The organism is Sphingomonas sp. UYP23, assembly GCF_054059235.1.
In genome coordinates, this window is the sequence record NZ_JBSSBX010000001.1 from 811,407 (window position 1) to 829,035 (window position 17,629).

16 protein-coding genes are annotated in these 17,629 nt (G+C 68.3%); 7 read left to right on the top strand and 9 right to left on the bottom strand.

The features are described from left to right. Window position 1: 1 nt before the first annotated feature. The 4 genes from ACVWYO_RS04185 to ACVWYO_RS04200 all read right to left on the bottom strand — a co-directional run bounded on the left by ACVWYO_RS04185 (window position 2) and on the right by ACVWYO_RS04200 (window position 5,559). Window positions 2-3,403 carry a chromosome segregation SMC family protein gene (locus ACVWYO_RS04185; RefSeq protein WP_457348920.1) on the bottom strand — a complete coding sequence of 1,134 codons (3,402 nt, stop codon included), beginning with the start codon at window positions 3,401-3,403 and terminating at the stop codon, window positions 2-4. Between the two features lie 136 nt (window positions 3,404-3,539). Further along, window positions 3,540-4,286, bottom strand: coding sequence for a thioredoxin domain-containing protein (locus tag ACVWYO_RS04190; RefSeq protein ID WP_457348921.1), 747 nt, complete (start codon window positions 4,284-4,286; stop codon window positions 3,540-3,542). A gap of 23 nt (window positions 4,287-4,309) precedes the next feature. After that, window positions 4,310-5,023 (bottom strand): thioredoxin domain-containing protein, encoded by a 714-nt coding sequence (locus tag ACVWYO_RS04195; protein WP_457348922.1) that lies wholly within the window; start codon window positions 5,021-5,023, stop codon window positions 4,310-4,312. Further along, complete coding sequence (locus tag ACVWYO_RS04200) at window positions 5,023-5,559, bottom strand: DUF721 domain-containing protein (protein ID WP_140846811.1); 537 nt, start codon at window positions 5,557-5,559, stop codon at window positions 5,023-5,025. Before ACVWYO_RS04200 ends, ACVWYO_RS04195 begins: the two co-directional genes overlap by 1 nt. A gap of 14 nt (window positions 5,560-5,573) precedes the next feature. On the opposite strand from ACVWYO_RS04200, the gene ACVWYO_RS04205 reads away from it, so the two are divergent. Genes ACVWYO_RS04205 through nudC form a run of 3 tightly spaced genes read left to right on the top strand, consistent with a single transcriptional unit; the run spans window position 5,574 to window position 8,849 of the window. Further along, window positions 5,574-6,617, top strand: a complete 1,044-nt coding sequence (locus ACVWYO_RS04205) for an A/G-specific adenine glycosylase (RefSeq protein WP_457348923.1) — start codon at window positions 5,574-5,576, stop codon at window positions 6,615-6,617. After that, window positions 6,611-7,969, top strand: coding sequence for a serine hydrolase domain-containing protein (locus ACVWYO_RS04210; RefSeq protein WP_457348924.1), 1,359 nt, complete (start codon window positions 6,611-6,613; stop codon window positions 7,967-7,969). The genes ACVWYO_RS04205 and ACVWYO_RS04210 overlap by 7 nt, the downstream gene beginning before the upstream one ends. Window positions 7,970-7,982: 13 nt before the next feature. After that, window positions 7,983-8,849 (top strand): NAD(+) diphosphatase, encoded by an 867-nt coding sequence (gene nudC, locus ACVWYO_RS04215; protein ID WP_457348925.1) that lies wholly within the window; start codon window positions 7,983-7,985, stop codon window positions 8,847-8,849. Window positions 8,850-9,011: 162 nt separating this feature from the next. Here the strand turns inward: nudC and ACVWYO_RS04220 are convergent, their stop codons facing one another. After that, complete coding sequence (locus ACVWYO_RS04220) at window positions 9,012-9,449, bottom strand: winged helix-turn-helix transcriptional regulator (protein WP_457348926.1); 438 nt, start codon at window positions 9,447-9,449, stop codon at window positions 9,012-9,014. Window positions 9,450-9,520: 71 nt separating this feature from the next. Between ACVWYO_RS04220 and ACVWYO_RS04225 the strand changes: the two genes are divergently transcribed. Continuing rightward, a complete protein-coding gene (locus ACVWYO_RS04225; RefSeq protein WP_457348927.1) occupies window positions 9,521-10,474 on the top strand; it encodes an aromatic alcohol reductase in 954 nt (317 codons plus the stop codon). Window positions 10,475-10,622: 148 nt separating this feature from the next. Here ACVWYO_RS04225 and ACVWYO_RS04230 read toward each other — a convergent pair whose 3' ends face one another. Together ACVWYO_RS04230 and ACVWYO_RS04235 are read right to left on the bottom strand one after the other, a co-directional pair. After that, window positions 10,623-10,970: a hypothetical protein gene (locus ACVWYO_RS04230; RefSeq protein ID WP_457348928.1), complete on the bottom strand. Its 348-nt coding sequence runs from the start codon at window positions 10,968-10,970 to the stop codon at window positions 10,623-10,625. A 124-nt stretch (window positions 10,971-11,094) separates the two neighbouring features. Continuing rightward, window positions 11,095-11,985, bottom strand: a complete 891-nt coding sequence (locus tag ACVWYO_RS04235; protein WP_457348929.1) for a prephenate dehydratase — start codon at window positions 11,983-11,985, stop codon at window positions 11,095-11,097. 134 nt (window positions 11,986-12,119) lie between these two features. On the opposite strand from ACVWYO_RS04235, the gene ACVWYO_RS04240 reads away from it, so the two are divergent. Then, window positions 12,120-12,836 carry a c-type cytochrome gene (locus ACVWYO_RS04240; protein ID WP_457348930.1) on the top strand — a complete coding sequence of 239 codons (717 nt, stop codon included), beginning with the start codon at window positions 12,120-12,122 and terminating at the stop codon, window positions 12,834-12,836. Window positions 12,837-12,972: 136 nt separating this feature from the next. On the opposite strand, the gene ACVWYO_RS04245 is transcribed toward ACVWYO_RS04240, so the two are convergent. Together ACVWYO_RS04245 and ACVWYO_RS04250 are read right to left on the bottom strand one after the other, a co-directional pair. Beyond that, window positions 12,973-13,911, bottom strand: coding sequence for an LOG family protein (locus ACVWYO_RS04245; RefSeq protein ID WP_457348931.1), 939 nt, complete (start codon window positions 13,909-13,911; stop codon window positions 12,973-12,975). A 37-nt stretch (window positions 13,912-13,948) separates the two neighbouring features. Then, window positions 13,949-14,614 carry an extensin family protein gene (locus tag ACVWYO_RS04250; RefSeq protein ID WP_457348932.1) on the bottom strand — a complete coding sequence of 222 codons (666 nt, stop codon included), beginning with the start codon at window positions 14,612-14,614 and terminating at the stop codon, window positions 13,949-13,951. 146 nt (window positions 14,615-14,760) lie between these two features. On the opposite strand from ACVWYO_RS04250, the gene ACVWYO_RS04255 reads away from it, so the two are divergent. Further along, window positions 14,761-15,891 carry a phosphoserine transaminase gene (locus ACVWYO_RS04255; RefSeq protein ID WP_457348933.1) on the top strand — a complete coding sequence of 377 codons (1,131 nt, stop codon included), beginning with the start codon at window positions 14,761-14,763 and terminating at the stop codon, window positions 15,889-15,891. A 138-nt stretch (window positions 15,892-16,029) separates the two neighbouring features. Continuing rightward, a complete protein-coding gene (gene serA / locus ACVWYO_RS04260) occupies window positions 16,030-17,607 on the top strand; it encodes a phosphoglycerate dehydrogenase (protein ID WP_457348934.1) in 1,578 nt (525 codons plus the stop codon). Window positions 17,608-17,629: the final 22 nt, after the last annotated feature.

A 17,629-nucleotide genomic window follows, 5' to 3' on the forward strand; every position in this document is an offset into this window, starting at 1 on the left:
ACTACTCGGCGGCGAGGAGGGTTTCCGCGCCGCCGAGATCTACCGAGACGAGGCGGCTGACGCCTTGTTCGACCATCGTGACACCGAACAACCGATGCATCCGGCTCATCGTCACGGCATTGTGCGTAACGATCAGATAGCGCGTCTGCGTCTCGCGCGTCATCGCATCGAGCAGCCCGCAGAAGCGCTCGATATTGGCATCGTCGAGCGGCGCATCGACCTCGTCGAGCACGCAGATCGGCGCCGGGTTGGTGAGAAACAGCCCAAAGATCAGCGCGACCGCGGTCAGCGCCTGTTCTCCACCCGATAGCAACGTCAGCGACTGGAGCTTCTTGCCGGGCGGCTGCGCCATGATCTCGAGCCCGGCCTCGAGCGGATCGTCCGAATCGATCAGTTCGAGATGCGCGCTGCCGCCGTTGAACAGCGTCGTGAACAGCCGCCGGAAATGCCCGTCGACCGCCTCGAACGCTGCGAGCAGCCGCTGCCGCCCCTCGCGGTTGAGCGTGCCGATCGATCCGCGCAGCCGGTTGACCGCCAGCCCCAGTTCCTCGCGCTCGGCGGCATTGCCCGAACTGGCAGCCTCGAGTTCGGCGAGCTCGGTCTCGGCCACAAGATTCACCGGGCCGATGCGATCGCGATCGACCATCAGCTTTTCGTGGTTCCCCGATTCCTCCGCCGGGCTGCGCACGGTGCCACCATCGAACCCGACGCGCTCTGGAAGCAGCACCGACGGGCATTGGAAGCGCTCGCCCGCCAGCCGGTTCATCTCGACCCGGCGCAATTCCTGGTTTTCCGCGCGCGCTGCCGCGCCAGCACGCGCCTCGCGGGCTTGCGCGAGCGCTTCCCCCGCGGCTGCCGCACGCGCTTCGGTGTCGCGCAGCGTTGCTTCGGCGGCGCGCTCGGTCACGGCGGCGGTATCGGCTTCGGCACGCGCGGCCGCATGCGCCAGTTCGAGCGCCGCGACTTCGGCGGCGAGCGCCTCGGGTCGGCCGGTCAGAGCATCGGCTTCGACGGCGAGCTCGCCGTCGCGCTTGTCCATCTCGGCGATCCGCCGCGCCGCCTCGCCTGCGCGCGTGCGCCAGCCTTTCGCCTCCGCCGCCATGGCCGCCAGCCGCTCGCGTGCGCCGGCGATATCGCGATCGACCCCGGCGCGATCGGCGCGCGCCGTCGCGATCGCGCTGCGCCGCGCTTCGGCTTCGGCGGACAGCGTGCGGACTCGCTCGCGCGTCGCGCTGCCATCGGGGAGCGCAGCGTGTACTGCAGTCGCACGCGCGACCTCCGCACCCGCCTCGTCATGCTCGGCATCGATCCGCGCGCGGCGCGCTGCGAGATCGGCGCGCTGCGCTTCGATCCGCTCGATCGCCGCAGTCGCCCGGTCTTCCGCCCGCGCCGCCTCACGCGCACGCGCCTCGGCACCTTCCAGCGCCCGCCGCGCCGAGACCGCCGCCGCACGCGCGTTGCCGATCGTCGCGGCGATGCGCGCGAGCTCGGCGTCCGCCACCTCGACCGCCAGCGCCGCCGCCGGACGCAGCGCGGTGATCGCGCGCAAGCGATTGATCCGCTCGAGCCGTTCGGCTGCCGCCGCGCCGCCCGACTTGGCGACATAGCCGTCCCAGCGCCGCAGCACGCCCCCAAGCGTCACCAGCCGCTGGCCGACCGCGAGCGTGGCACCCTCGTCGGCTTCGGCCACCAGCACCTGTGCCAGACGCCGCGCCAGCGCGGGTGGCGCGGCGACATAGCGTGCGAGCGGCGTCGTCCCGGCCGGCGGTGGCGGGTCACCCGCCACGACGACTGCGCCCGCCCAGTGCCGCTCGCCGCCCGGATCGAGCCCGGCTTCGAGATCGTCCCCCAGCGCCGCGGCGAGCGCGCGCTCATAGCCCGGCTCGGGCTGGACCTGGTCGAGCAGCCGGTCCCGCCCGTCGCGCTTGGTCGCCTTGGTCAGCGCCGCCGCCTCGCTGTCGAGCGCGGCGAGGTCGGCGTGTGCGATAGCCCGCGCCGCCTGCGCGCCGTCGCGTTGCGCGATGCTGCCACGTTCATCGGCATCGGCGCGAGTGAGAGCAGTGCGTGCATCCTCGCTGTCGTGCAGCGCCTGCGCGCGCGCCGCCACGGCATCGGCGCGCTGGGCGATCAACGGCGCGGCATCGCCAAGGGCCGCGCCCTCGGCGCTCACCCGCGCGAGATCGCGCGCGCTGCGCTCGGCCCGGGCCCGCGCTGCTGCCAGCGCCGCGTCGGCAACACGCGCGTCCGCCGCCTCCGTCGCCTGCGCAGCCAGCGCCTGGGCGAGCGCGACCTCGGCATCGCGCCCGGCGCGTTCGGTATCGCTCAGGCGCGTCTCGAGCTCGGGCACGCGCGCGACCGCATCGGCGAGCGCCTGATCGAGCCGCTTGGTCTCATCGGCCAGCCGCGCGATCGCCTCGGCCGCGTCGCTCGCCAGCGAGCCTTCACGCGCGCGATCATCGGCAAGCCGGACCCGCGCCGCCGCGAGTTCCTGCGTCCGCCTGACCGCCGACGCCTGTTCGCCGCGCAACCCGCCGAGCCGATGCCCCGCTTCGCTCGCCGCCTCACGCAGCGCCTGCGCCGCACCGCGCGCTTGCGCCAGTGCCTCGGTCGCCGCCAACGCACGGGCCGCCGCGCCGCGCTGCGCCTCGGCGGCTGCGACGACGCTCGCCTCGCACGCCACCGCCTCGGCCTTGGCCGTATCCGCCGCCGCCTGCGCATCGCGCCACCGCGCGAAGATCATCCGCGCCTCGGCGATGCGGATCTGGTCCGAGAGCGTGCGGTAGCGTTCGGCCTGCCGCGCCTGGCGCCGCAAAGCGTTGGCGCGGCCGTCCTGCTCGGCGATCAGTTCGTCGAGCCGCGTCAGATTGGCCTCGGTCGCGCGGAGTTTCTGCTCGGCATCCTTGCGGCGAACGTGGAGCCCGGCGATGCCCGCGGCTTCCTCGAGCATCGCGCGCCGCTCCTGCGGCTTGGCGGCGATGATCGCGCCGATCCGCCCCTGGCTGACAAGCGCGGGCGAATGCGCGCCCGTCGCGGAGTCGGCGAACAGCAACGCCACGTCCTTGGCGCGCACGTCGCGCCCGTCGATCCGATAGGCCGATCCTGCCCCGCGCTCGATCCGGCGGACGACTTCGCTTTCCTCGCCTTCTGCCTCGATCAGCATCGACACTTCGGCGAAATCGCGCGCGGGCCGTGTGTTGGTGCCGGCGAAGATGACGTCGTCCATCCCCGCGCCGCGCAGCGACCGCGCGGAAGTCTCGCCCATCGTCCAGCGCAGCGCCTCGAGCAGATTGGACTTGCCGCAGCCGTTGGGGCCGACGATTCCGGTCAGCCCGGGCTCGATCCGCAGATCGGCCGCGTCGACGAAGCTCTTGAAGCCGGAAAGGCGGAGCCGCTTGATCTGCATAACTCCCCTCCCCTTCAGGGGAGGGGCTGGGGGTGGGGACGTATCAGGTCTGGGTGCCCGTTACGGCCCCACCCCAACCCCTCCCCTGAAGGGGAGGGGCTTAGATGTTCACCGAGCGCCCCCACGCCCGCCAACCTTACGCGCCAGCGCGCTTGAGCGCTGCCTCGACGTCGGGCCAGCTCACGCCGTCGACCTTCGCCCCGTTGATGATGAAGGTCGGCGTACCCGTCACCGCCGCGCCGTCGCCCTTGCTCATCATCGCGATGATCTCGTCGAGCGCCGCCTTGTCGGCGATGCACGCGCGCGCCTTGGCCTCGGGGATGCCGCGCTGCTTCACCCACTCGACATAGCCGAGATAGTCGCCCCAGGCGGCCGCCGCCTCGTTCGGCGTCTTGCCCTGCAGCTGCGTCTGGAGCGCGGTGGTCGCAGCCTGGTCGGCAAGCTTCGCCTCGAACTGCGGCTGGGCCATGTACATTGCTTCGAGCAGCGGGAAGAAGGTCGCTGTGCCGACGCAGCGGCCGAGCAGGCTCGGCGCGAAATCGGGCTGGCCGTGGACGAGATAGTCGCGGAATTCGTACGACACCTTGCCGGTGGTGACGTAGGTGTCGGTCAGCGGCTTCTGGCCGGTCTGGCCGAACGCGCCACAGGTCGGGCAGGTCCGCGAACCATATTCGACGACCTTGATCGCCGCATCGGGATTGCCCATGCGATACCCGCCCTCGGGCGTCTTCGAGACGACTTCGGTCCAGTTCTGCCCGGTCGGCGCGGGCTTGGCCGCGACCGGCGCCGCGGCGGCGACGTTGCCGCCTGAGCTCGTGCCGCTCCCGCCGCACGCGGCAAGCGAAAGTGCGGCAACCGCCGACAACAGGATACGAGGGGTCATCGATAAGCTCCTAGTCAGAAAGATCATTTGGCGACGGCGGCGCGCAAAAGCGGCTCGAGCGTCGCCCAATCATACACATTGGCTTGCGTCGCGCCGTTCAGCACGAACGTCGGCGTACCGGCAACCGCATAGGCCTTGCTCGCCGCGTCGGCACGCGCGACGAGCGCGTCGACCTTCTTGCGATCGCCGAGGCAGGCATTGGCCTTGGCGAGCGGCAGGCCGCGCTTCACCACGAAATCGGTATAGCCGTAGAACCCGGCAAGATAGGTCGCGATCGCGTTGGGCGTCGCGGTCTGCAATTCCTTCTGCTTGGCGTCGGGAATCGCGTCGCTGCGTCCGACCAGCATCTTCTGGTCGGCCATCATCGCGTCGAGGATCGGGAAGAACGCGCGCGTCGGCACGCACTGCCCGAGCAGGATCGGCCCGAGATCGAGCGCGCCATGAACCGGGAAATCGCGAAATTCGTAGGAAACCTTGCCGCTCGCGATATAGCCGCTCTTGAGCGCCGGAAGGCCCTCGACATCGAACCGCGCGCAGAGCGGGCAGGTCCGCGAGCCGAACTCGATCAGCTTGACCTTCGCCGCCGGGTTGCCCATCCGCACCCCACCCTCAGGCGTCGCGACAACCGTCTGCAGCCACGCGCTGCGCGCCGCCACCGGCGTCTTCTTCGGCGGCGCGGCCTGCGCCGTCGAAACCAGAGCGGCGCCCATTACCAGCGCCGCCAACCCAAACCGCATCATTCGTCTCCACTCACGCTCGGCGCCCCGCGCGTCGCCGCGACCCCCGCGGCCAAGGCTTCGAGCACCGCCTTCAATTCGGGATCGGCGATCGTCCTGAGGCTCGCGCCGAGATCGACCGGCACGGGCTTCAACGACGGCGGCGCGGCGCGCGGGCGCGGCACGGGAACGTCGCCCTGGCGGAACTGCACCTTGGCCACCGCGGCATAGCCGAAGAAGCGATTGACGCGCTCGATGATCTCGGGCGCGATATGCTGCATCATCGTCGCATGCGCACCGCGCACGACGAGGTTGAGCGTGCCCCCGATGCGCTCGCCATGCGGAAATTTGATCGATTCGGGCGACGACACGCCGGCATAGCGCGGGCCAACGATCTCGCTCCAGCGGCTGACGACGGCGCTCTGGACGAAGCCGAAGCGGCGGAACGCGGCGCGGCCGGCATCGGGGAGCAGCTCGGCGACCGATCGCGCACGGCCGCCGCGGGGGCGCTCGGCGGCGGGTGCTGGAGTGGCGCGCTTGCTCATTGCGTCGTCCATGCCATAGCGGGGCCGTGTCCGCCAAGCGTCCTTCCGCCGTCCCAGCAAAACTCCTGCTCGATTGGTACGATAGCCACGCGCGCGCGCTACCGTGGCGCGCCGCGTCGGGGAGCAACGCGCCCGATCCTTACCGCGTCTGGCTGTCGGAGATCATGCTCCAGCAGACGACGGTCGCCGCGGTGCGGCCGAAGTTCGAGGCATTCGTCGCGCGCTGGCCGAGCGTCGAGGCGCTCGCCGCCGCGCCCGAGGCCGATCTGATGGCGGCGTGGGCGGGGCTCGGTTACTATGCCCGTGCCCGCAACCTTCACGCCTGTGCCCGCGCGGTCGTAGCGCGGGGCGATTTCCCGACGACCGAAGACGGCTTGCGCGCACTCCCCGGTGTCGGCGCGTACACCGCCGCCGCGATCGCCGCGATCGCGTTCGGCGAGCGCGCAGTCGTCGTCGACGCAAATGTCGCGCGCGTCGTCGCGCGGTTGTTCGCGATCGAACGGACGCTCCCCGGCGGCATGCCCGAGGTGCGCGCCGCGACCGACGGGATCACGCCCGACCTGCGATCGGGCGATTTCGCGCAGGCGATGATGGACCTTGGCTCGTCGGTCTGCACGCCGCGGAGCCCGCGCTGCCTCGCCTGCCCGCTCTCGAGCGTGTGCGAGGGCTACCGGCTCGGCAACCCCGAGGGCTTCCCGATCAAGGCGGCGAAGCTCGCCAAGCCGCAGCGCCACGGCACGATCTTCTGGGCGCAGCACGACGACAAGGTTTTGCTCGTCCGCCGACCGCCGCGCGGCCTGCTCGGCGGAATGCGGGCGTTGCCGACCGGTCCGTGGGCCGATCAGGCGCCGGGGCTGACAGATCCGCCGCTCCCCGCCGACTGGCAGATCCTGCCCCAAACCGTCGCGCACGTCTTCACCCACTTCCGGCTCGAACTGTCGCTTGCGGTTGCGCGCGTGGATGGGCATGCGGGCGATGGCGAATGGTGGGAGGAGACCGGGATCGACTCGGCGGGCCTGCCGACGGTGTTCGCCAAGGCGGCGGACGCCATCAGGAGGGCAAAATGGTAGCATTGCGGTTCAAGTTCGCGGCGGCAGGATTGCTCGTCGCCGCAGGTGGCACGGCGATAGCGCAGCAGATGGCGCAGCCGCAGCCCGTCCTCCGTCCGGCCCCGGCCGCAGCACCCGCACCCGCACCCGCCCCGGCTGGCGCCCTCCCCCGCACGCAGGCGCTGTTCAGCGGCGATGTCGCGGCGAACCAGTTCCCCGGCGTGGTCGGCGTATTCGGTCGCGGCGATGCCCCTGCGATGGTCGTCGCAGCGGGCAAGATCGGCGACGAACCCGGCGCCCCCGCGACCGACCAGGACAGCCTGTGGCGCGTCTATTCGATGACCAAGCCGATCACCGCGATGGCCGCGATGATCCTGATCGAAGAAGGGAAGATGCGCCTCGACCAGCCGGTCAGCGATTTCATCCCAGCCTTCAAAAATATGCGCGTCCAGATCAGCCCCGATTCGCTCGAGACGCGTCCCGCCACCAAGCCGATCACGATCCGCAACCTGCTCACCCACACCGCCGGGCTCGGCTATACGATCATCACCAAGGGCCCGCTGCTCAAAGCGTATGAAGACGCCGGCATCACCCCCTTCACCTCCGACGCCAAGACCGAGGCGCAGCTCCGCCTCAAGCGCCTCGCGACGCTCGAGGCGTTCGCGGACAAGGTCGCGACGCTCCCGCTGATCGCCGAGCCCGGCACCAAATGGAGCTATTCGATCGGCCTCGACGTGATGGGCCGCGTGATCGAGGTCGCGTCGGGCCAGTCGTTCGACGCCTTCCTCCAGCAGCGCATCTTCGCCCCGCTCAAGATGAATTCGAGCTATTTCCAGGTCCCCGCGTCGGAAGCGCGCCGCCTGGCGACTGGCTATTTCATCGCCGGCAACACCCGCGTCCCGCTCGATCCCGGCGCGACCTCGGTCTATCTCCAGAAGCCGAGCTTCCCCTATGGCGGCGCCGGGCTCGTCACCTCGGCGGGCGATTACGATCGCTTCCTGCACATGCTCCAGAATGGCGGCAGCCTCGACGGCGTGCGCATCCTCAAGCCCGCCACCGCCAGGCTCGCCATGTCGAACCTGCTGCCGACCGGCGTGATCTATCCCGGCGCGGTCTCGGCAACGGGCGGGACGACCAACCCGCAGGGCTTCGGCGCAGGCGGCTCGGTGACGCTCAACGACACGCCCGGCGGCCCGGCCAAGGGCACCTATGGCTGGGGCGGGGCTGCCGGCACGATCGCCTGGGTCGATCCGGTCAACCAGGTCCGCGCGACGATCATGGTCAATTACCTGCCGGGCGACAAATGGCCGCTGCGCGCCGAATCGACCAAGGCGGTGTACGCCGACCTTGCCCCCCATCTCCTGCGGAAGTGATCGGCACAGCGTGATGTCTCCAGGCTTTACCGGCGGTCTGCTCGACCGCGCCGATGCGCTGCGCCACGATCCCGAGGGGCTCGCCGCCGCGCGCAGCGACTGGCGCGCACGCGTGCTCCGGCTCGACCGCTTCGAGCCCGAACTCGATGGCGAGGGCCGGATCGGCTGGTCCTCGCTCGCCGAGACGCCCGAGGACGCCGAGCTGATCCTGCTCGGTTTCGACGAGTCGCGCCGCCCGCATTTCGCGGCGTACCTGCCGGGGATGCGCGCACCGGCCGGGCGCTCCCCGCGGCTGTTCGCCTTGCTCGACCAGTTCGCGCCGGGCGAGGCGGCGACCTATGCCGCGGCGCGCTCGGTGCTCGACTGGCACAGCCGCCACCAGTTCTGCGCGAATTGCGGAACGCAGACCGCGCTGTTCCGCGCCGGCTGGGGCCGCGCCTGCCCCAATTGCAAGGCCGAGCATTTCCCGCGCGTCGACCCGGTGGTGATCATGATCGCCGAGCATGACGGCCGCGCGCTGCTCGGCCGCCAGCCGGCGTTCCCGCCCGGGCGATATTCGGCGCTGGCGGGGTTCCTCGAGCCCGGCGAATCGATCGAGGAAGCCGTCGCGCGTGAGATCATGGAGGAAGCGGGCGTTCGCGTGTCGGGCGTACGCTACATCGCCAGCCAGCCCTGGCCCTTCCCCTCCTCGCTGATGATCGCCTGTGTCGGCATCGCCGAGGACGATGCGATCACGCTCGACACCAACGAGCTCGAGGACGCGATCTGGGTGTCGCGCGACGACGTGCGCGCGGTGCTGGCGGGCGGCGAAGGGCCGTTCCTGCCGCCGCCGCCGTATGCGATCGCGTATACGCTGCTGAAGGCGTGGGCTGAGGGGTAACGGCATCCGCTACCCTCCTCGGAAAGCAGGAGAGCCGGGACGCGGCCTATAAAAGGGGGTTGCTATCGCCCCTTCCTGACCGTCGCCCCGGCCTCCCCCGGGGCGACGCGACAAGGCACGTCTGCTTTTGGCGGGAAGCGGCGTGTCCGTTTCTCGGATCAGTCAGGGTGCCGCATCGCTATTGTGTCGGTCGAATGCCTCTCTTGCCGCCCGAAAGCCGTCCACGTTCTCGACGATCCAAGTCCAGAGCGGGACCAGCCGAACCAGAAGTTCGAGTCCGGTCTCGGACAGCGCATATTCGACGCGAGGGACGACCTCCTCAAAGTCATGGCGTACCACCAATCCGTCACGCTCCAGATGGCGAAGCGTGCGTGTCAACATGCGTTGCGTGACACCATGCATGCGCCGGCCGATCTCCGCATTGCGAAGCTGACCATAGACGCCGAGCGTGTGAATGACCCCGAGCGACCAGCGATTGCCGGCATGCATCAGTACCTCTCGCCGTACCCCGTCATCGTCGTCCCTCAGGCCGTCGCAGACAGCCTGGGAGTATTGGAGAACGTCGTCCTGGCTTAGCGTCCTGACCACGGTATCACGCATGTACCCTTCTTTCGCGCTTGCAGATGGATCGCCAAATCGGGGCGGCAACCAATGATGAACGAGTTAGAACGATGAACGATGCAGTCTCCACCGTGAAGTCCCGGAACATCCTCGTGCTGGGTGCTGGCGAACTGGGTATGCCGGTCCTGCGCAATCTCGCGCGCCGCGCAAAGGATATTGACGGTGCCAGAATCAGCGTGCTGCTGCGCGCGGGCGCCGTCGAGTCCGACGCGCCAGCGAAACAGCGCGACATCGCCGAAATCCGCGATGCGGGTATCGCGATCGTCGTGGGCGATCTGGTCAACAGTTCGATTGACGAACTGGCGGCGGTGTTCTCGCGCTATGACACCGTGATCGGCTGCGCGGGCTATGCGGCGGGCATCGACACGCCGGTGAAGCTGGCCAAGGCGGCACTGCAATCGGGCATCCCGCGCTACTTCCCGTGGCAGTTTGGCGTCGATTTCGAAGCGATCGGCCGTGGCGGTCCGCAGGACATTTTCGACGCCCAGCTCGATGTGCGCGAGCTTCTGCGCGCGCAGGACAAGACCGAATGGGTCATCATCTCCACCGGCATGTTCATGAGCTATCTGTTCGAGCCTGAGTTCGGTGTCGTCGACTTCGACGATAGTGCTGTCCACGCCCTCGGCAGCCTCGACACCGCCGTGACGCTGACCACGCCTGACGATATCGGGGTACTGACCGCCGAAATCATTTTCTTCGAGCCGACGATCCGGAACGAAATCGTTTTCCTTGCCGGGGACACCGTCACCTATGGTGAGGTCGCAGACAAGCTCGAGGCGGCGCTGGGTCGTCGTTTCAGCCGGTCCGAATGGACCGTGCCGTTCCTGATGGACGAGCTGGCGAACGATGCAAAGAACATGATGCGCAAGTACCGAGCGGCCTTCGCGCAAGGGCGTGGTGTTGCGTGGGACAAGGCCGCGACATTCAACGAACGCCATGGCATCCCGGTTACCGACATATCCGCGTGGATCGGCGCAAACGTGTCGGCGAAACACCGCGGCTAGTCGCTCCCCACTGCTTCATGGAAACGATCGCCCTTCTAAAGACCACGCTTTGGGGTCAATCGAGTTCAGCACTGACGGTACCGTGATAGGCGTCATGTTTCTGCTGTCGAAGGCACGAACCAGATCGACTACCGCCGGATCTGGTGGATCAGCGGTCACCCACCACAGCACCCTGGCCTCGGCGCGCCCGCGCCGGCCCAAGCAACACGCTTGCCATGTCACCGCGTGTCGTGATGGTCAGTACCGCCAGATAGGGCAGCAAAAATCCAGCGCCCCCGACAAACGCGATGATCGCGAGAACCATCCCGACGATCGAAAAGCTGTTTCGCCACGCCGTCCACAGCGCCGACAGCAAGAGAAAGCACGAGAAGTCGAGGTTGAACTGGCCCGGCCATTGGCCTGCGGCGATGTCACCGAAGAACACCGGCAGGAAACCAAGGCCGTGCCGCGCGACAACGATCCCCGTATAGGCCACCAGCACGACCCAGGCCGCCACCAGAAATCCCCTGAATGCGACCATACCGCCCTCCCGATGCTGTCCAGCAGGGGGTAGAATGCGGCCTTTGCGGGGTGCCCGCAACCGACGTCAGCAGCGATCGCTTCCGCCGCGCAGCCGCCGCTCACCCGCGCGCGCGCGCCTTCCGATACGTCCCCAGCACGCGCACCCATTTCGAATGGAAGCCCAGTTCCTCAAGCGCATGGTCGAGCCCCGGCTCGCCCGGCCGCCCCTCGACATCGGCGTAGAATTCGGTCGCGGCGAAGCTGCCGCCACGCTGGTAGCTTTCGAGCTTGGTCATGTTGACGCCGTTGGTCGCAAAGCCGCCCATCGCCTTGTAGAGCGCGGCGGGGACGTTCTTCACCTCGAAGATCAGCGTCGTCATCCACGCACCCTCTCCAATCGGCGGGTGCCCCGCGCGCGCCAGCACGACGAAGCGCGTCGTGTTGTGATCGGCATCGGCAATGTCGCTGGCGAGCGTCTCGAGCCCGTACAGCGCTGCCGCGCCCGGCGGGGCGAGCGCCGCGAGCGTCGGGTCGCCACGCTCGGCCACCACCGCCGCCGCACCTGCGGTGTCGGGATAGGCGACCGGCGCGATCCCGCGTTCACGCAGCCAGTGGCGGCATTGGCCCAGCGCCTGCGGATGGCTCATCGCCTCGCGCACGCCCGCCAGCGGCCCCTGTCCCATCAGCGCATAGCGGATGCCGAGGAAATGCTCGCCGGTGATCACCAGCCCCGATTCGGGGAGCAGGAAATGCATGTCGGCGACGCGGCCGTGGAGCGAATTCTCGATCGGGATGATCGCGCAATCGGCGCGCCCGTCGCGCACCGCGTCGATCGCATCGGCGAAGTCGAAGCACGGCAGCGGCAGCCCCTCGCGGAACGCCTCGAGCGCGGCAATGTGCGAGTTTGCGCCGGGCGCGCCCTGAAACGCGACCGCGCGGCTCGGATCGGCGGCGGCGGCCTCGGTCATCTGGGCGACAAGCGCGCGGGCGGGTTCAGCGAAATTTTCCATGGGAGCCGGGCGGTAACGGGCCTGCCGCGTCGCGGCAAGCTTGGCTTGCGGTGTCGGACCAGCGAATCTATGGGTCAACACAACTACGTGGTCCTTCAGGGGGACCCTCCTGCGGCAGAGGCGGAAAAACGAGCATGGATAACCGGACCAACACGATTGCGGGCTGGGTTTTGGGCAGCATGGCGTCTGCGCTCGCGCTCGGTATTGCCGGCCATATGATCGTCGCGCCGATCACGTCTGAAAAGGAAGGCTATCCGATCGAGGCACCGGCGGACGACGCCGGCGGTGGCGGCCCTGCGGTTCCCGACAAGCCGATCGCCGACCTGCTCGCCACCGCCGATGCGACGCATGGCGCCGACGTCTTCAAGAAGTGCGGCGCGTGCCACACGGTTGCGCAGGGCGGCGCCAACGGCATCGGCCCGAACCTTTGGGGAACCGTCGGCGAGGCGATTGCCCAAGGCAAGGCCGGCTACGCCTTCTCGGACGCGCTCAAGACCGCGGGCGCGGGCAAGAAATGGGATTTCGAACAGCTCAACAGCTGGCTGACCAGCCCGCGTGCTTATGCCGCGGGGACCAAGATGACCTTCGCCGGCCTCACCAGCGCGAAAGACCGCGCCGACGTGATCCTCTATCTCAATACCCAAGGGTCGAACCTGCCGCTGCCCGCGCCTGCCGCGGGCGCCGCGACCGCGACCGAAGCGAAGGCACCGCCCGCAGCCGGTGCCGCCGATCCGGGCGGCAAGGCCTCGCCAAGCGCGGCCGGGCTCGGCAACGAGACCGCTCCGGCGGCGGCGGGCAAGGTCTCGTCTTCGCCGCTTGGCCGCGCGACGGCGGCACCGGTCGGGAAGTAAGGGCGAGAGAGTAAGAAAAAAGCCCCTCCCCTTCAGGGGAGGGGTTGGGGTGGGGACGTCTAATGCCTGGGACAGGTCTCTGCGAGGCACGCCCCACCCCCAACCCCTCCCCTGAAGGGGAGGGGCGAAAAAAGGCTCAGTCCTTGTCGCGATAGAATTCCTTCACCACCGCCCAGCCTTCCTCGGCGGTTTCGACGAAGGTGAAGATGCTCAGATCCTTCGCCGACACCACGCCTTCCTCGACCAGCGCCTCGAAATTGACGACGCGCTCCCAGAATTTGCGACCGTAGAGCAGCACCGGGATCGGCTTGATCTTGCCGGTCTGGATCAGCGTCAGCAGTTCGAACAGTTCGTCGAACGTCCCGAACCCGCCCGGGAACGCCGCAAGCGCGCGCGCGTGGAGCAGGAAATGCATTTTCCGCAGCGCGAAATAGTGGAACTGCATCGACAGCGCGGGCGTCACATACGGGTTCGGCGCCTGTTCGTGCGGCAGCACGATGTTGAGCCCGACCGATTCGTACCCTGCCTCGGCCGCACCGCGATTCGCCGCTTCCATGATCGACGGCCCGCCGCCCGAGCAGACGACGAACTGGCGCTTGCCTTCCTCGTCGATCGGAAAGGCGCTGACGAGTTGCGCGAGTTCATAGGCAACGTCGTAATATCTCGACTTCTCGACCAGGCTTTCGGCGATACGGATCGAAGCCGCATTGCCGTCGACCGCGTTGCGCGCGAGGTCGAGCAGCGCCTGCGCCTTGGCGGGCTCGGGGATCCGCGCCGATCCGTACATTACGAAGGTCGACCCGATCTTGGCCTCGTCGAGGATCAGTTGCGGCTTGAGCAATTCGAGCTGGAAGCGAACCGGACGCAGATCCTCACGCAGCAGGAAGTCCATATCCTGGAAGGCGAGGCGATAGGCCGGGTTTTCGGTCTGCGGCGTGCTGACGGCGGCCTTGGCGCTTTCCGCATCCTGCCGCGCGCGCGCGAAGACGCGGGACGGGACGTGCGTATGCGTGTCGGGGCTGTGGGTGTCGGGATGCGATGCGTCGGGCGTTCCCGATTTCGGTGTCTCTGTCATCCACCGCATCTAGGCGACACGCGCGCCGATTTGAAGCCTAGCGACAGAACCCCTTGTGATCGTCCTCGAAATGGAAGTGGTTGTAGTGCGCCGCGTTGTAGTTCGGGCTGAGCACCGTGCCGAAGCGGCGGCACGCCGAATCGTGGATCGTGCGCAGGAAGGCGCGCGCATTGGGGTCGCCGCCGTTCCAATCCTGCTGCACCGAGATGCGCCGTCCATTCTTGAGCACGACGCCCGAAAAATCGACCGCATTGGCGAGCGCGTGACCCGACAACCGCCCCGCCCCCGCCGCCGACCCGATCACCGTGCGACAGGCATAAGTGCCCATGCTCTCGATTCGCACGACATCGCTGCCGAGCATCTGCCGCGCCGCGGGGGCGACGGCATGCTCGATCCACCCCGTGAAGCTGCGCGCAAGCCCACAGCGCATCGCCTTCAAATTGGTCACGGGCACGCCGATGTCGATCAACTGGACCGCACCGACGATCTGGCAGCCGCCGCCATAATCGCGATCGGGCAGCGGCGAATAACGAACATCCTCGCGCGACAGATCGGCGAAGCACGCTTGCGTCTCGCGACTCGTCGGCAGGCTCAGCGTGATCGGCCGCGCGCCCCTTGGGCGAGTCGGCGGGCGCTGATCGTGACCGCTCGAACAGGCGGCAAGCAGCAGCGACACGAGGACGATGAAAGATCGGCGCGACATAGCGACTCGATAGCCGCCTGTTGGTTAACGCCGCCACAACCTTGCGACGAACGACTCATCGCTTGACGCGCGCGGCGATGGCTCTAGGACCGGCGACGGGCCACGCGGTCCCAACGCCGCGCGTGCTCTCTGTGAGGAGAGACTACATGACTGACGTACCTGCCGTGCCGGCGATCAAACCGGCGCGTCCATATTTCTCATCCGGCCCGTGTGCGAAACCGCCCGGCTGGTCCCCCGAAAAACTGGCTACCGAGTCGCTCGGCCGCTCGCACCGCTCGAAGATCGGCAAGACGCGCCTGCAGCTCTGCATCGATCTGATGCGAGAACTGCTCAAGCTCCCCGACACGCATCGCATCGGCATCGTCCCCGGCTCCGACACCGGCGCGTTCGAAATGGCGATGTGGACGATGCTGGGCGCCAGGCCCGTCACCACCCTCGCCTGGGAGAGCTTCGGCGAAGGCTGGGTCACCGATGCTGTCAAGCAGCTCAAGATCGATCCCACCGTCGTGCGCGCCGATTATGGCCAGCTGCCGGATCTGGGCGCGGTCGACTGGTCGAACGACGTGCTGTTCACCTGGAACGGCACCACCTCTGGCGTCCGCGTCCCCAACGCCGACTGGATCCCCGAGACCCGCGAGGGCCTGTCCTTCGCCGATGCGACCAGCGCGGTGTTCGCCTATGACATCGACTGGGCGAAGATCGATGTCGCGACCTTCTCGTGGCAGAAGGTGCTCGGCGGCGAAGGCGCGCACGGCGTGCTGATCCTCGGCCCGCGTGCGGTCGAGCGGCTCGAATCGTACACCCCTGCCTGGCCGCTGCCGAAGGTGTTCCGCCTCGTCTCCAAGGGCAAGCTCACCGAGGGCGTGTTCAAGGGCGAGACGATCAACACCCCGTCGATGCTCGCCGTCGAGGATTGCATCGCGGCGCTCGAATGGGCGAAGTCGGTCGGCGGCGCGGACGGGCTGATCGCCCGCTCGGACGCCAATGCCGCAGCACTCGATCAGATCGTGGCGGAGCGCTCGTGGCTCGGCCATCTTGCCGCCGACGAGGCGACGCGGTCGAAGACCAGCGTGTGCCTGACGGTCGAGGGCGCCGACGAGGCGTTCATCAAGACCTTCGCCGGCCTGCTCGAAAAGCAGGGCGCCGCCTATGACGTCGCCGGCTACCGCGACGCGCCGCCCGGCCTGCGCATCTGGTGCGGCGCGACGGTCGACACCGCCGATGTGGTCGCGCTCGGCCCGTGGCTCGATTGGGCGTATGCGACCGCGAAAGCATAGACGTCGTCATTCCCGCGAAGGCGGGAATCCATAATCCCGCCGTCCGTACCCGATCTGCGACGCCAGCCCGTATGGATCCCCGCCTGCGCGGGGATGACGCTGGTGGAGACGACGGACGCGAAATCGAAGGAATTCCAAATGCCAAAAGTCCTCATCTCCGACAAAATGGACCCCAAAGCCGCTCAGATCTTCCGCGAACGCGGCGTCGAGGTTGACGAGATCACCGGCAAGACCCCCGAAGAAGTCATCGCGATTATCGGCCAATATGACGGCCTCGCGATCCGCAGCTCGACCAAGGTGACCAAGGCGATCCTCGCCGCTGCCACCAACCTCAAGGTCATCGGCCGCGCCGGCATCGGCGTCGACAATGTCGATATCCCCGCCGCCTCGGCGCAGGGCGTCGTCGTCATGAACACCCCGTTCGGCAACTCGATCACCACCGCAGAGCATGCCATTGCCCTCATGTTCGCGCTCGCGCGCCAGCTGCCCGAGGCGGACGCCTCGACCCAGGCCGGCAAGTGGGAGAAGAACCGCTTCATGGGCGTCGAGCTGACCGCCAAGACGCTCGGCCTGATCGGCGCGGGCAATATCGGCGGCATCGTCGCCGATCGTGCGCTCGGCCTGCGGATGAAGGTCGTAGCGTACGATCCGTTCCTGTCGCCCGAGCGTGCCGTCGAACTCGGCGTCGAGAAGGTCGAGCTCGACGAACTGCTCGCGCGTGCCGACTTCATCACGCTACACACCCCGCTCACCGACCAGACGCGCAACATCCTGTCGGCCGAGAATCTTGCCAAGACGAAGAAGGGCGTGCGTATCATCAACTGCGCGCGTGGCGGCCTGATCGACGAGGCCGCGCTCAAGGCCGGGCTCGATTCGGGTCATATCGGCGGCGCGGCGCTCGACGTGTTCGTGCAGGAGCCGGCCAAGGACTCGCCGCTGTTCGGCACGCCCAACTTCGTCTCGACGCCGCATCTCGGCGCCTCGACCGACGAAGCGCAGGTCAACGTCGCGATCCAGGTCGCTGAGCAGATGTCCGATTATCTGATGTCGGGCGGCATCACCAACGCGCTCAACGTGCCGTCGCTCTCGGCCGAGGAAGCGCCGCGCCTGAAGCCGTACATGGCGCTCGCCGAAAAGCTCGGCTCGCTCGTCGGTCAGCTCACCACGGGCTCGATCGGCCGCATCTCGATCCACAGCGAGGGTGCTGCCGCCGAACTCAACCAGAAGCCGATGGTGTCGGCGGTGCTCGCCGGGTTCCTGCGGACGCAGACCGACACGGTCAACATGGTCAACGCGCCGCTGCTCGCCAAGGAGCGCGGCATGGAGGTGCGCGAGATCAAGACCGAGCGCGAGGGCGATTATCACACGCTGCTGCGCGTTTCGGTCAAGACCGATGCAGGCGAGCGTTCGGTCGCCGGCACGCTGTTCGGGGACGCCGCGCCGCGTCTGGTCGAACTGTTCGGCATCAAGATCGAGGCCGATCTCGCCGGGCACATGCTGTACGTCGTCAACGAGGACGCGCCGGGCTTCATCGGTCGCCTCGGCACCTTGCTCGGCACCGGCGGCGTCAACATCGGCACCTTCCACCTCGGTCGCCGTTCGGCGGGCGGCGAGGCGGTGTTGCTGCTGTCGATCGACGAAGCGCTGACGCCCGATCTGCTCGCGCAAGTCCGCGCGCTGGCGGGCGTGAAGACCGCGATGGGCTTGGCGTTCTGATCCGCTCCGAAGCGCGATTGCG

Excerpts from the sequence above, each read along its gene's own strand:
- ACVWYO_RS04185 (WP_457348920.1), bottom strand. The coding sequence starts at position 3,403 with ATGCAGATCAAGCGGCTCCGCCTTTCCGGCTTCAAGAGCTTCGTCGAC.
- ACVWYO_RS04250 (WP_457348932.1), bottom strand. The coding sequence starts at position 14,614 with ATGTCGCGCCGATCTTTCATCGTCCTCGTGTCGCTGCTGCTTGCCGCC.
- ACVWYO_RS04235 (WP_457348929.1), bottom strand. The coding sequence starts at position 11,985 with ATGGAAAATTTCGCTGAACCCGCCCGCGCGCTTGTCGCCCAGATGACC.
- nudC (WP_457348925.1), top strand. The coding sequence starts at position 7,983 with ATGTCTCCAGGCTTTACCGGCGGTCTGCTCGACCGCGCCGATGCGCTG.
- ACVWYO_RS04210 (WP_457348924.1), top strand. The coding sequence starts at position 6,611 with ATGGTAGCATTGCGGTTCAAGTTCGCGGCGGCAGGATTGCTCGTCGCC.
- ACVWYO_RS04240 (WP_457348930.1), top strand. The coding sequence starts at position 12,120 with ATGGATAACCGGACCAACACGATTGCGGGCTGGGTTTTGGGCAGCATG.
- ACVWYO_RS04225 (WP_457348927.1), top strand. The coding sequence starts at position 9,521 with ATGAACGATGCAGTCTCCACCGTGAAGTCCCGGAACATCCTCGTGCTG.
- serA (WP_457348934.1), top strand. The coding sequence starts at position 16,030 with ATGCCAAAAGTCCTCATCTCCGACAAAATGGACCCCAAAGCCGCTCAG.
- ACVWYO_RS04200 (WP_140846811.1), bottom strand. The coding sequence starts at position 5,559 with ATGGACGACGCAATGAGCAAGCGCGCCACTCCAGCACCCGCCGCCGAG.
- ACVWYO_RS04245 (WP_457348931.1), bottom strand. The coding sequence starts at position 13,911 with ATGACAGAGACACCGAAATCGGGAACGCCCGACGCATCGCATCCCGAC.
- ACVWYO_RS04190 (WP_457348921.1), bottom strand. The coding sequence starts at position 4,286 with ATGACCCCTCGTATCCTGTTGTCGGCGGTTGCCGCACTTTCGCTTGCC.
- ACVWYO_RS04195 (WP_457348922.1), bottom strand. The coding sequence starts at position 5,023 with ATGCGGTTTGGGTTGGCGGCGCTGGTAATGGGCGCCGCTCTGGTTTCG.
- ACVWYO_RS04255 (WP_457348933.1), top strand. The coding sequence starts at position 14,761 with ATGACTGACGTACCTGCCGTGCCGGCGATCAAACCGGCGCGTCCATAT.
- ACVWYO_RS04220 (WP_457348926.1), bottom strand. The coding sequence starts at position 9,449 with ATGCGTGATACCGTGGTCAGGACGCTAAGCCAGGACGACGTTCTCCAA.